Origin of the sequence: Pseudomonas sp. GD04015, from assembly GCF_029837675.1 — a bacterium.
GTDB lineage: Bacteria > Pseudomonadota > Gammaproteobacteria > Pseudomonadales > Pseudomonadaceae > Aquipseudomonas > Aquipseudomonas paralcaligenes.
The window spans coordinates 81835-95076 of sequence record NZ_JAOEEE010000002.1; the positions used below are offsets into that span (position 1 = coordinate 81835).

Below are 13242 nucleotides of genomic sequence, written 5' to 3' on the forward strand. Positions count from 1 at the left end.
AAAGTTACTTGAGCCCCTGGCCGGAGAAGATCACCACCTTGTCGGCGGCGAACTGGACGCTGATGAAGCTCTTCTCGTCGCCCCAGGTGCAGCTGGTCAGGCCGATGGCCCCCGAGCATTCGGTGGGGCTGCCGAGCAGGTTCTCCACTTCGCTCTTGGCCATGCCGGCCTTGAGCTTGGAATAGTTTTCCTGGTTGATCTTGCTGCAGGCGGCGAGCAGGACACAGGCGGCGAGTACGGCGTAGTGGCGCAGCGACATGAGGTGACTCCAGAACGGACCAGACTGCCGCCGAGCTTGCCACAGGATGCGTCCGATTGCGCCCCTCCGGCCTCCGCGACGGTTCACAGTTCGCGCTTGCGCCGCGTCAGAAGCGCGAACCCGGTTGTTCGAGGAAGGCCAATTCCTCGGGCGTGGACGGGCGACCGAGGATCGCGTTGCGGTGGGGGAAGCGGCCGAAGCGGCGGATCACCTCGCGGTGGCGCTCGGCGAAGTCCAGGTAGTTGCTGAACAGTTCGCGCTCGCTGGCCGGCGCCTGGTCGCGCAGGGCGGTGAAGCGGGCGACGGCCTGGTCCTGCAGGGCGAGGTCCTCGGCGTGCTCCAGCACCAGGTAGGCGAACACCCGCTGGATGGGAGCCAGCTCGGCGTCGAAGCCCTGGGCCAGGCCTTCGCGCAGCAGCACCCTGGCCCGCTCGTCGCCGGCGAAGGCCTGCGGGGTGCCGCGGTGGATCATGCGCGGCAGCTGGTCCAGCAGCAGGATCAGCGCCAGCCGGCCCTGCGCCTGCCCGGTCCAGTCCCGCAGGCCGCCGGCCAGCGCCTCGGCGCAGAGGTCGCCGAAGCGAAGGCGGGCTTCCTCATCCTGCTCGGGGCGGTAGCCGAACCACAGTCCATTGCGCCGGGCCGCCACCTCGCCGGCGCTCGCGGCGTCGCCGAACCACCAGTCCAGCAGCGGCTGCCAGGCGCTCATGGCTCAGGCCTTGTGATAACCGGTGACGCGCTCGACTTCTTCCTTCGAGCCGAGGAATACCGCCACGCGCTGGTGCAGGGAGTCCGGCTGGATGTCGAGGATGCGCTGGTGGCCGTTGGTGGCGGCGCCGCCGGCCTGCTCGATGATGAAGGACATGGGGTTGGCCTCGTACATCAGGCGCAGCTTGCCCGGCTTCTCCGGCTCGCGGGCGTCGCGCGGGTACATGAACAGGCCGCCGCGGGTGAGGATGCGGTGCACGTCGGCCACCATGGAGGCGATCCAGCGCATGTTGTAGTTCTTGCCCAGCGGGCCTTCCTTGCCGGCCAGCAGCTCGTCCACGTATTGCTTGACCGGGGCTTCCCAGTGGCGCTGGTTGGACATATTGATGGCGAACTCGGCGGTGCTCTCCGGCACGCGGATGTTGTCGTGGGTGAGCACGAAGCTGCCCAGCTCGCGGTCCAGGGTGAAGCCCTTGACGCCATCGCCCAGGGTCAGCAGCAGCATGGTCTGCGGGCCGTAGATGGCGTAGCCGGCGGCGACCTGCTGGGTGCCCGGCTGCAGGAAGGCCTGCTCGTTGAGGCTGTCGTTCTGGCTCAGGTGCTGGTCCGGGCAGCGCAGCACGGAGAAGATGGTGCCGACCGAAACGTTGACGTCGATGTTGCTGGAGCCGTCCAGCGGGTCGAACACCAGCAGGTAGGCGCCCTTCGGGTACTTGCCGGGAATCTGGTAGGCGTTGTCCATCTCCTCGGAAGCCATGCCGGCCAGGTGGCCGCCCCACTCGTTGGCCTCCAGCAGGATCTCGTTGGAGATCACGTCGAGCTTCTTCTGCACCTCGCCCTGGACGTTCTCGGTATCCATGCTGCCAAGCACGCCGCCGAGCGCGCCCTTGGAGACGGCGTGGCTGATTTCCTTGCAGGCACGCGCCACCACCTCGATGAGGAAGCGCAGGTCGGCCGGCGTGTTGTGACTGCGGGTCTGTTCGATGAGGTAGCGGCTGAGGGTGACGCGCGACATGGAGGGGCTCCGGAGGCGTGGAAAAATCGGCGGCAGTTTAACCCTTTGCGGGCTCGGGCGCCTCTGCCGTGCCCGACAGCAGATGAGAGGATGGCGACACGGGGGAAGTTCAAGAACGCGGCCCCGTTGCGGGGCCGCGGGATAGAGCGCTTACAGGTCCCAGGAAAGCGACAGGTTGACGCCATGCTGGTCGCTGTCGTCGGCGTCGCGGTAGGTGTAGGCGCCGCGCACCGCCAGGCCCTGCGCGATCTGGTGGCTGACGCCGAAGCTGGCGCGCCAGGTCTTGTCGTCTGGCGTGTAGCCTTCCAGGGTGTAGCCGATGGTCGGCAGGCTGCGCAGGGACATGTCCACGTCGCCGGCGTCGTCCTCGTACTCGCGCTCCAGCGCCAGTTCGCCGAACAGGCGGGTCTGCTGGCTCAGGTCGAACAGGCCCTGCAGGCCGACGCCGAGGCGCTTGGAGGTGCGTTTCTGGTCGCCGAAGTTCAGCGCGGTGGCGCTCAGGCCGTCCTCGGCGTAGCCGTCCACCTCGACCCGCGCATAGTCGGCGCTGACGAACGGGCTGAGGTGCCAGGGACTGTCGGTGCTCTGGGCAATGTCGTAGCCGACCCGGGCGCTCAGGCTCCACAGGTCGCCGTCGGTGTCGGCCTTCTCGCGGCGGGTGGAGGTGCCCAGGGCGAACTGGCGGTCGAGGTCGTGGTAGTCCAGGTAGCCGACGCTGGCGGCCAGCTCGCCCCACCAGCGGTTGTGCTGGTACTGGGCGAAGGCGGTGGCGAGGTAGCTGCGCAGGTCGTAGTCGGAATCGCCGGCGCCGACCTCCAGGCCCTGCTCGTAGAGCCCCGCCGCCAGGCCGATGCGCCAGGCATCGTCGAGACGGTAGCTGGCGCCGAGGTTGAGGCTGTAGCCGTTGCCGTCGGCGTCGCCGCCATGGATGTCGTAGTTCTGCCGCTGGCCGCCGGCGTTGATGAAGGTGCGCACCTGGCCGACCGCCTGCCAGGCTTCCCAGTCCGCCAGCCACTGGGCGCGCAGCTGGTCCTGGTGGGAACGCAGGGTGCCGTGGGCCATTTCCGGCAGCAGGCTGACCTCCCAGGGGGCGGCCAGCAGGGAATGGGCGTAGTCGGCGATCAGCAGTTGGCCGGCGATGGTGGGGTGCACGCCATCGTTGAACAGCAGCTTGGTCGGGTCGGGATTGGTGCCGTTCAGGCCGTAGACCGGGTTCGGCGTGGAGCAGCCGTCGAAGCAGGTGCCGATCAGGTTCTGGTCGGTCGCCAGGCCGTACTGCCCGGGGTTGGCCAGCACTTCCGAGAGCATCAACGGCACGTTCAGCGGGATCACCTGCGCATCCACCGTCGGCAGCAGGCGGACCAGCTCGTCGTTGTAGGCCAGGCCGAGCTGGGAGACGGTCTCCGCCAGCGGCGTGGTGGAGATGGCCGGCGTCTTGCCCACGTCCGGCAGCAGCCAGACCATGATGTAGCGGGCGCCGGACTGCTGCAGGGTCTGCAGGCTGTCGACCAGGCGCCCGGCCGCGGCCTGGGCCGTCTCCGGGCTGGTCACGCGGAACTGGAGGAAGTCGTTGCCGCCGCCGGTCAGGTAGTACAGCGCGTTCGGGTCGGCACGTCCGCCAACGGAGGCGAGGTAGCCGTCGGCGCTGTTGATCGAGTCGAGAATCTGGTCGGTGCGGTAGCCACCTACCGCCCAGTTGTTGCCACCGGCGTTCGCCGAGGCGAGGCCGGCGTCGTCGAGGCCCAGCCGCTCACCCAGGATCATCGGCGCGACCGGGCCGAAGGCTTCGCCCGGCAGGTAGGTCGGGCCGGTGCGGTTGGTGAAGCGCGTGGTGGCGCCGTCCGGGCCGTCGCTATCGGCGCTCCAGCCGGCATCGCTCAGGCTGTCACCGAACACGACCAGGGAAGAATAGGGAGACGCGTGCAGCGAGAGGGAAGCACCGGCCAGCAGGCATGCGGCGGCCAGGGGAGTCAGGATGCGCTTCATCGGAAAATCCTTATCGTTGTTGTTCGACCGGTTGGCACCTCCCTGACTCTAGCGTGATTTGCGTCGCAATTCACCACATACGCGCAGACCTCTAGCGATCCCCCGCCTCCGGCTTGCGCAACAGGCTGAAGGCCATGCCGCCCAGCAGGGCGACGCCGGCCAGCAGCACGCCCCACAGGCCGAGGCGCTGCCAGTCGTACGCCGGCTGGCTGGCGGTCGCCCGCTCAGGGGCCGGCGCCGTGTCCGGGGCGATGGCGGTTCCCAGGCTGGCCAGGCGGCCGGGCTCGTAGCCGGGAATCAGCGTGCCCAGCGGCAGCGCCGCCGAGCGCGCCGAGGCGTCGCCGACGGCCAGCCGGTACGGCTCGGAGCCCCGGGCGAGGAACACCACCTGGGTCCCGTTCAGCGCCACGCGCAGGACCGGAGCCTCCTGGCCGAGCCCGCCGCCGCGGGCATCGACCCGCAGGCGCAGCTGCTGCACCGGCACGCCGGGCAGCTCGATCTCGTCGCGCAGTTCCTCCTTGCCGTTCTCCGGCAGGCGATAGAGCAGGCCGGCCGCCAGGGGCTGCCACTCCAGCGTGCCGGCGCGCCGCGCCGCCAGGCTGACCGGGGCCAGCACGTTACCCGCCGGCAGCTCCACGCGGATGCGTTTCAGGGGCAGCGCCAGCGGCAGTTCCCAGCTGTATTCACCGGCCTTGGCCGAGGCCGGCGTCAGCGGCGCGGACCAGGCCAGCGCCGGCCCCTGGTCGCGCCGCTCGATGCTCACCAGACGCGCGTCGAGCAGCGCCGGCGCCTGTCGCGGGGCCTGCCAGAGCAGGCGCAGGTAGCGGGCCTTGGCCCCCGGCAGCGGCACCTCGCGCTGCTCGACGCGCTCGTCGGCGAAGCTCAGGCGGGCGATCTGTCCGTCGTCCCAGGGCCGCCAGTGCTGCAGGTCGTCACTGGCCTCGATGGAAAAGCGCTGGAAGCCCTCCTGCTCGGTACTCCAGTCCAGCCGCAGGCGGTGCAGGGGCTGGTCGAAGGCGCTGGCGTCCAGCAGCCAGCCACGCAGCACCTGCTCGCCCTCCCCGGCCGGCTCCGGCGCCACCTCCACCAGGGTGCCGGTGGTGCCGCGCTGCACGCGGATGGCCGGCGCCGCCTGGGCATCGGCCGGCCCGCGCAGGGGGAACCACTTCACCGCCGCCTCGACGCGCTTCTCTTCGGCGCGGGCGCTGCCCAGGGTCAGTGCGTAGGCCAGCTCCTCGCCCTCGGCGTTGAGCACCCGCAGGTCGCGCAGGTCGGCGTGGCTGGCGGCCAGTTGCAGGCCGAACGGCACCTCCAGCCGGTACCAGGGCCCCTCGCCCTCCAGGCGCAGCGGCACCTGGGTGGTCTGGGCGGCCTGGAGCCAGGGCGTCGCCAGCAGGGCGAGCAGGCAGAGGATGGACTTGTTCATGAGGTCACCTGTGGGGATTCGGTCTTGCGGGGCGGCAACGGGGCGAAGTAGCCGACCACCAGCAGCAGCACGCCGACGCCGATGAAGGAGACGATGCGCTCCAGGCCGCCGCGGTTGCCCAACTCGACGAAGAACAGCTTGGCCACCACCACGGCGATCAGCGCCGCGCCCAGCAGCCACAGCTCGCGGCGGGCGCGCAGGTGGCCGAGGATCATCAGCGGCAGGGCGATCAGGGTCCAGACGATGGACAGTCCGGCCTGCACCAGCATCGAGTCGAGCAGCGCGTCCAGCTCGTAGGGCACGCCGCCCCAGTGATGCGCCGCGCGGAACACGGCGGCAGTGAGCACGGCGAACAACGTGGCGCCGACCACGGCCTGGGCGATGCGCTCGCCGTGCGCGGCCAGCCCCAGCTGCGGCAGGCCACGGCGCAGCCAGGCGTAGACCGCCAGCAGCACCAGCAACATACCCAGCTCCAGCGGGTTGAACAGCGGCAGGTAGGGCAGCGGTTCGGCGCTGCCGTCGCTGGCGACGTTGGCCAGCCAGATCCAGCCGAGCATCAGCGCCGCCAGCGGCGCCGCGGCCAGCACCCGGTACTCGCGTTCGTAGGCGGCCACCGGCCAGGGCCAGGCGCGCGGCGCGGCCATCGCCAGGAGGAACAGGCTCGGCAGCATGGCCCAGCCCAGCCAGCGCCAGGCGTTGTAGTGCTCGGCCAGCAGCATCAGCCCGTAGCGCAGCTCCAGCGCCAGCACGCCGAGCACCAGCCAGCAGCCGAGCACATGGGCGGCGCTGCGCGGGCCGGCCGGCAGCAGGCCGTCCAGGCGGCGCAACGACCACAGGTGGGCGGCGAACACCAGGCCCCAGCCGAGCCAGCCGAAGCCGGCCGCCGGATGATAGGTACGATGCGCCAGGTGCAGCAGGATGACCACCGCCGCCGGCACCAGCAGCAGGCAGAGCAGCGCCAGGGAACGCCAGCGCAGGCGCCCGGCCAGCCAGCTCCACAGCCCCGTGCTGAGCGCGGCCAGGGCGAGCAGCGCGGCGCCCTGCCACGCGGGGTCGACGAAGCGCAGCACCTCGCTGGCCAGGGCCAGCGCCCACCAGCCGGCGCCCCAGGCCAGCAGCAGCTGGGACAGGCGTTGCAGGCTCAGGCTGCCCAGCGCCCCGGCCTGCTGGCGCAGCAGCACGTGGCGCAGGCGCCAGGCGCCGACCTGGGCGGCCAGCGCCAGCACCAGCGGCGCCCAGAAGCCGGCATGGGCCAGCGGCCGCAGCCCCTCGCTCGGCAGCTGGCCGAGCAGCAGCGGGCTGGCGGCCAGGAAGGCGACGCCGCCGACCACCTGCAGCAGCAGGCCGAACAGGAAGCTGGCACGTAGTTGCAGGCGCAGGCTGAGCCAGATGATCAGCAAACCGCTGCCGGCCCAGACCGCCGCAGCGCTGCGCCAGGGCAGCACGAACAGCACGGCCAGATTGACGAACAGCAGGCCGACCAGCATGACCAGCGACAGGCCGCGCATCAGCCGCACGTCCTGGCTCACCAGCCGGTCGCGCACGGCGATCAGCATGCCGGCCACCAGCGCCAGGCCGATCAGCGAACACACCAGCAGGCCGCGCCAGCCGGAATGCAGCGCGCCGGAATCACCCAGGCCGCCGCCCTGCATCTGCACGAGGAACACGCACCCGCCCAGCAGCTGCACGGCGAAGGCGGTGAACAGGAAGCTGCGCGCCTGCAGGCGCAGGCCGGCGAACAGGGTCGCCAGACCGGCCAGCGCCCAGGCGATGGCCGTGCCCTCGGCCCCCAGGCACAGCGGCGCGATCAGATAGAGGAAGGAAAGCCCCGCCACCGCCAGCCAGGGCAGCCCTGCACGCTCCCAGTCGCGGCTGGCCTCGACAGGCGCACGGCGCAGCTGCCACCCGGTGAACAGCAGCGCCACGCCGAGCATCAGCGCCCCCAGCGGTGCGCCGTCCAGCAGGGTGTCGCGGCCGATGTCCAGCTGTCCGAGGAAGGCCAGCGCCGCGCCGACCTGCAACAGCAGCGCGAAGGCGCGGGCCAGCGGCCGGCCCTGGCGCAGGCCCAGCCAGTAGATGCCGGCGCCCTCCACCGCCCAGGCGGCGGAGGTCCAGCGCACATCGAGACCCAGCGGGATCGCCAGGGTGCCGAACACCACGCCCAGGGCCAGGCAGGTTTCCGTCAGCAGCAACACGTTGCGCCCGCGCAGCAGGCGCGCCAGACCCAGGTAGAACAGGCCGAGGGCCAGGGCGCTGAAGGCGGCGGCCAGCTCGATGTGCTGGACCACCGCGTACTGCAGGCCGAAGCCCACCAGCGGCGGGCCGAACAGCACGGTGCCGTCGATGTAGTCGGCACGCCCGCGCGACCAGCGCAGCAGCTCGTCGCGGCCCTCCGGCGCGTCGGCCGCCTCACGCAGCTTGCGCCGGGCGAACAGCAGGCCGATGACCACATACATCAGGAAGAACAGCACCAGGAACGGCTCGGTGCTCCACAACAATTCCGGCGTGTAGGAGCGCAAACCCCAGGCGAAGCCGATGCCGAAGGTGCCGACGAAGCCGACCAGGTTGAGCAGGCGCCAGGCCTTGAACCAGGCGATGGCGAGGATGCCGGCGTTGAGCAGGACGAAGTAGGAGAACAGCGCCACGTGGTTGCCGCTACCGGTGGAGGTGAGGATCGGCGCGGCGAAGCCGCCGAGGGCCGCCGCCACCGCCAGGCCCAGGGCATTCTGCGCCACCGCCAGGATGGCCGAGAAGGCGGTGACCAGCACCAGCAGGCCCAGGGCCATCTTCGGGTCGAGCAGCGGGTGCAGGCGCATGGCGGCGAACACCGTCAGGTACAGCACGGCGATGCCGGTTCCCTGCAGCATCAGGCCGTAGTTCGGGTTGCGCCGACGCAACCACCAGCCCAGGCCCAGCAGGGCGATGGCGCTCGCCGCCACGCCCGCGTAGCGCAGCGCCACCGGCACTTCCATGCCCTCGGTGGCGTAGCGCAGGAGGAAGGCCAGGCCGAGGAACAGCAGCACCACGCCGATCCGCAGCACGGTGTTGCCGCCCAGCAGCCAGGCCTTGGCCAGGGCGATGCCGCGCTCGATGGGCGACGGCTCGCGCGGCTTCGCGGGACGGGGCTCGGGACGGCGCGGAGGAGTCGGCGGCGGCGTGGGAACGTGAACGGCAGGCAGCGCGGCTTCGATGGCGGCCGGGGCCGCCGGTGTCGCTTGCGGCAGCTCCGGCAGCTCCCAGACCAGTTCGTCCGGCATGGGCTCGGGCGCGATCTCCGGCTCAGGCGGCGCGGCTTCGACCACGGGCGGCGTCTCGGAAGCCGGAGGCGCCTCGGGGATCGCCTCCGCCGGCCGGCCGCTTTCCAGCTTCACCAGCCGCTCGTACAGGGCCGTGGTGCCGTGCTCGAAACGCTCGGCGAAGCCCTTCAGCTCGCGGCGCAGCCCGGCGTTCTCCGCAGCCAGCTGCTGCAGCCGCAGCGCCTGGCCCAGCCCCAGGCCAATCAACCCACCGAGCAGGGCCGAGGTCACCGATTCTCCGACCAGTGCGCCGAGCACCAGGCCGACCAGCATGAAAATCCATTGCATGCAGTATTTCCCGAGCCGTTGAGGCGAAATGCTTCACCGAGGAGCCACCGAGTATATCGGCGCACCGGACGCTACCCAGTGATGACGTTGGCTAACTGGTGCATGGGCACAACGTTTCGCTTGCGTATGGTTGCCGGGGCGCGCATCCCACGTTCGAGGACATGAAAAAAACATGTACCCGCCATGTGCTGCTGAACGGGCACATGCGCTTCGTAGGGTATGCTGTGCGCACCTGGCGGGACTTTCTGCCGGATCGATTGCCGAGCGTACTGAAACCCGAAGTATCAACACACGCGATAACCGGCCGAAAGGCGGTGCTTCCATACACACCGCTCCCAGATTTCATCCGGGCTACGACCGAACATTGGAGTTGCCGGTGTATCGGTGTGCACGGCGCACCCTACGCCCCGTCCAGGGGAAATAACCGCGGAGGCAGGTTCTGAAAGCGCCGCTTTCATCCCGGTAGGCGAACCCTGCCCGCCACATACAGACCGCTGCAGTACACCACCACCAGACCACCCACGATCAGCCACTCCTGCACAACCACCTCCCCAGCGAATAGGGTGGGCCACGTCCCTGTGGACCCATGGAAATCGAACGAAGGGTGGGCGCCCTCCCTGGCACCCGAAACTCAGAACAGCGGCCAGCGCGGCCGCACGCTGGCGACGAACGCCCGCTCGCCCTCCAACTGGCCAACCAGCATCTGCCCGTCGGCGCTGACCCCGGTGGCCTGCACCACTGGCACCGCCGCCGCGGCCAGGGAATGTTCGTAGAGCCAGGCCTCCACCGTGCGCATGCCGCCCTCGGCGGTCCACACGAAGCCGCGGTCCTCGTCGGCCGCGCGGCCGTCGCTGGCCACGCCGACCACCACCGAGCCATCCGCGCTCACCGCGTTGGCGCGGGAGATCAGCCCGCCGTTCAGCCCGCCGAGCCCGCGCATGCCGGTCTCCTCGCGCCAGACGAAGGCGCGCAGGGCCTCGCCGGCATGGCCGTCGGTGGCGACGCCGACGATGACGCGGCCGTCGGCGCTGACCGCGGTGGCCATGGCGTAGTGGCCGCCGTTGAGGGTGCCGAGGTTGCGCAGCCCCTCAGCCTCGGTCCAGCGCACGGCACGGCGGGCGTTGTCGCGCTCGCCGTCGTCGGCGTAGCCGGCGATCACCCGGCCGTTGGCGCTGACCGAGCAGGCGTGGCTGGTCAGGCCGCCGTTGAGCGCACCGAGGCTGCGCATGCCGGTGGCGAAGGTCCAGTAGAAGCCGCGGCAGGCGTGGCCGGCTGCGCCGTCGGCAGCATCGCCGACCACCACCAGGCCATCGGCGCTGCAGGCGTAGGCCTGGGAATAGCGCCCGTAGTTGAGCGTGCCGAGGCTGAACACGCCGCCCTGGCGGGTCCAGCGGAAGGCGCGGTCGGCGCCTTCGGCGTCACCGTCCTCGGCGGTTCCGACCACCACCCGGCCGTAGGCGCTGATCGCCTCGGCGGAGCAGTAGCGCCCGCCGTTCAGGCCGCCCAGCTGTTGCAGACCGCTGGCGCGGGTCCATAGGAAGGCGCGCATGCTCAGCGCGTCCGCCGGGTCGGCGAGCATGCCCACCACGTGCAGGCCGTCCGCACTCACCGCCGCCACCCGCAGGTAGCCGTCGCCGGCCAGGCCGGCGATGCGTTCCAGGCCGACGAACTCCGGCTCCGCCGCGAGCAGCCGGGCCGTCAGCGCGGGGCTCACGGGCCATGCCTGGTACTTCAGATCCTTCATCCCTCGTCACCGTGTCGTCTGCCGTGGAGTGCAGGCGACGCCCCCCTTTGCTGCTTCTCCCGACACGAGAGCGCCGCCTGCCCAGGCCATCATCCGGGGCAACGTTCGCCCAGCGTTCGCCAGCGCAGAAAAAGGTGGGGAAAGAAGCGGAGACTCAGTCGAAGATCGAGCCCTTGCCGGTCGGAATGCCCGACCACAGCTCTTCGATGTTCTTGAGGCCCCACTCCTCGGCGGACTCGCGGCCGACGATCTTGTCGCGGCCGGCCAGCCTGGCCAGGTCGATCACTTCCTGGGGGATCGGCAGCTTCGAGCGGGCAGAGAAGAACACCTTGACCCGCGGCGTGAGCAGCGACTTCTCGTGCTGCTCGACCACCACGCCGAGGCGGCCGCTCTCCAGGCGCACCAGCGAGCCGATGGGGTAGATGCCCATCGACTTGACGAAGGCCTGGAACAGTTGCGGGTCGAAGTGGCCCTTCCACTCGGCCATCTTGCGGATCGACTCGGCCGGGTCCCAGCCCTTCTTGTAGGGGCGGTCCGAGGTGATGGCGTCGTACACGTCGCAGATGGCGCCCATCCGCGCGAACAGGCTGATCTGCTCGCCGGCCAGCCGGTGCGGGTAGCCCGAGCCGTCGAACTTCTCGTGGTGGTGCAGGCACACGTCGAGCACCAGCGCGCTGACCTGGCGGCACTCCAGCAGCATCTTCGCGCCGGCCTCCGGGTGGCGGCGCATGGTGCCGAACTCGACGTCGGTGAGCTTGCCCGGCTTGTTGAGGATGGCGTCGGGGATCGCCATCTTGCCGATGTCGTGCAGCAGACCCGCCTCGCCGGCCTCGCGCACCTGCGCCTCGGGCAGGCCCATCTGCCGCGACAGGGCGATCATCAGGGCGCAGACCGCCACGGAGTGCATGTAGGTGTATTCGTCGGAGGTCTTCAGCCGCGCCAGGCTAATCAGCGCGTTGGGGTGGCGCAGCACCGAGTCGGAGATTTCCTCCACCAGCTCGGCCACGTGCTCCAGCACGATGGCCTGGCCCATGCGGGCGTCGCTGAACATCTGCACCACCGCCGCCTTGGACTGGGCGCACAGCTTGAGCGCCCGCTGCACCTCGTGATCCAGGCTGGTGCGCACCGGCGGCGTGCGGCTCTCGGCGGCCAGCAGGCGCGCCTCGGCCTCCGCCTCGACTTCCTCGAGGCTCTGGCTGATATGCCCGGCCGGCACGTCGAGGCCCTTACTCACGTCGATCCAGACTTCGCTCACGTCGCTGTCGAGCACGCGCTGCAGGTCCCGCTCGTTGTCGAGCAGGAAGCGCCCCCGCCAGAAGGGATGGTCCATCCATGAACCGCAGAACTCGTGGATATACATACCGAGCACCAGCTCGGAGACGGCAATACGCTTGAGCACGATGGATGGACCGCTGAATGGTTGTCCGATTCTTTCCCCAGAATACGCCAGGACGAAACGGGGCACATTGCCATCAGCGACTTTTATTTCGCTTTGAGCGCAGCGTCGCGGGCTGCGTGGGCCGGCGCCACGCCATGCGCGGGCGTGATCGGGCGGGACATTTCCCCGCGCCCGGCTATCATGGCGCCACCTAGCGACAAGGAGTCCCCATGCGCCGACTGCTCACCGCCTGCAGCGTGGTCCTGCTACTGCTGCTCAACACCCTGGTCCTGATCGGCCCGCTGCTGCTGATCGCCCTGCTCAAGCTGGTGCTGCCCGGCAAGGCGCTGCGCAACGCCTGTTCGCGCGGCGTGATGTGGGTGGCGGAAACCTGGGCCGAGATCGACAAGCTGATCTTCGCCCTGCTCACGCCGACCGTCTGGGACATCCGCGGCGGCGAGGGACTGCGCCGCGACCGCTCCTACCTGGTGATCAGCAACCACCAGTCCTGGGTCGACATCCCCGCGCTGGTCCAGGCCTTCAACCGCAAGACGCCCTACTTCAAGTTCTTCCTCAAGCAGCAGCTGATCTGGGTGCCCTTCCTCGGCCTGGCCTTCTGGGCGCTCGACTATCCCTTCATGAAGCGCTACTCCAAGGCCTACCTGGCCAGGCACCCGGAAATGGCCGGCAAGGACCTGGAAATCACCAAGCGCGCCTGCGAGCGCTTCAAGGACCTGCCGGTGACGGTGGTCAACTACCTGGAAGGCACCCGCTTCACCCCGGCCAAGCAGGCGCAGCAGGGTTCGCCCTACCAGCACCTGCTCAAGCCCAAGGCCGGCGGCGTGGCCTTCACCCTGGCCGCCCTGGGTCCGCAGCTGGACGCCCTGCTCGACGTCACCCTGGTCTACCCGGGCCTGCGCCCGCCGGGCTTCTGGAAGCTGATCAGCGGCCAGGTGCCGAAGGTGATCATAGACATCCAGACCCGCGAGCTGGACCCGGCGCTGTGGGACGGCGACTACGAGCGCGACCCGCAATTCCGCCTGCGCGTGCAGACCTGGGTCAGCCAGCTGTGGCAGGACAAGGACCGGCGCATCGCCGAACTCAAGGAACAGGTCTAACCCGGCACCGGGCCGGGGCCTGTTACA

General features: G+C 70.0%; 9 protein-coding genes. 1 reads left to right on the plus strand and 8 read right to left on the minus strand.

Translation table 11 applies throughout. The annotated features are described in order from the left end of the window. Positions 1-4 precede the first annotated feature (4 nt). The 8 genes from bamE to N7640_RS02035 form a co-directional block, all read right to left on the minus strand. Positions 5-259, minus strand: coding sequence for an outer membrane protein assembly factor BamE (gene bamE, locus N7640_RS02000; protein ID WP_279901637.1), 255 nt, complete (start codon positions 257-259; stop codon positions 5-7). 106 nt (positions 260-365) lie between these two features. Beyond that, a complete protein-coding gene (locus N7640_RS02005) occupies positions 366-965 on the minus strand; it encodes a DUF924 domain-containing protein (RefSeq protein WP_279901636.1) in 600 nt (199 codons plus the stop codon). Between the two features lie 3 nt (positions 966-968). Continuing rightward, complete coding sequence (locus N7640_RS02010) at positions 969-1979, minus strand: class 1 fructose-bisphosphatase (RefSeq protein ID WP_279901634.1); 1011 nt, start codon at positions 1977-1979, stop codon at positions 969-971. Positions 1980-2129: 150 nt separating this feature from the next. Then, a complete protein-coding gene (locus N7640_RS02015; protein WP_279901632.1) occupies positions 2130-3965 on the minus strand; it encodes an autotransporter domain-containing SGNH/GDSL hydrolase family protein in 1836 nt (611 codons plus the stop codon). Positions 3966-4056: 91 nt separating this feature from the next. Beyond that, positions 4057-5391 (minus strand): DUF3999 domain-containing protein, encoded by a 1335-nt coding sequence (locus N7640_RS02020; RefSeq protein ID WP_279901630.1) that lies wholly within the window; start codon positions 5389-5391, stop codon positions 4057-4059. Continuing rightward, positions 5388-8975 (minus strand): DUF2339 domain-containing protein, encoded by a 3588-nt coding sequence (locus N7640_RS02025; protein WP_279901629.1) that lies wholly within the window; start codon positions 8973-8975, stop codon positions 5388-5390. Before N7640_RS02025 ends, N7640_RS02020 begins: the two co-directional genes overlap by 4 nt. Positions 8976-9606: 631 nt before the next feature. Then, positions 9607-10719, minus strand: a complete 1113-nt coding sequence (locus N7640_RS02030; protein ID WP_279901628.1) for a hypothetical protein — start codon at positions 10717-10719, stop codon at positions 9607-9609. A gap of 154 nt (positions 10720-10873) precedes the next feature. Next, the gene (locus N7640_RS02035) at positions 10874-12118 is read right to left on the minus strand and encodes an HD-GYP domain-containing protein (RefSeq protein WP_279901627.1); all 1245 of its coding nucleotides are present in this window, start codon (positions 12116-12118) and stop codon (positions 10874-10876) included. Positions 12119-12327: 209 nt separating this feature from the next. On the opposite strand from N7640_RS02035, the gene N7640_RS02040 reads away from it, so the two are divergent. Then, positions 12328-13215 (plus strand): acyltransferase, encoded by an 888-nt coding sequence (locus tag N7640_RS02040; RefSeq protein WP_279901626.1) that lies wholly within the window; start codon positions 12328-12330, stop codon positions 13213-13215. Positions 13216-13242: the final 27 nt, after the last annotated feature.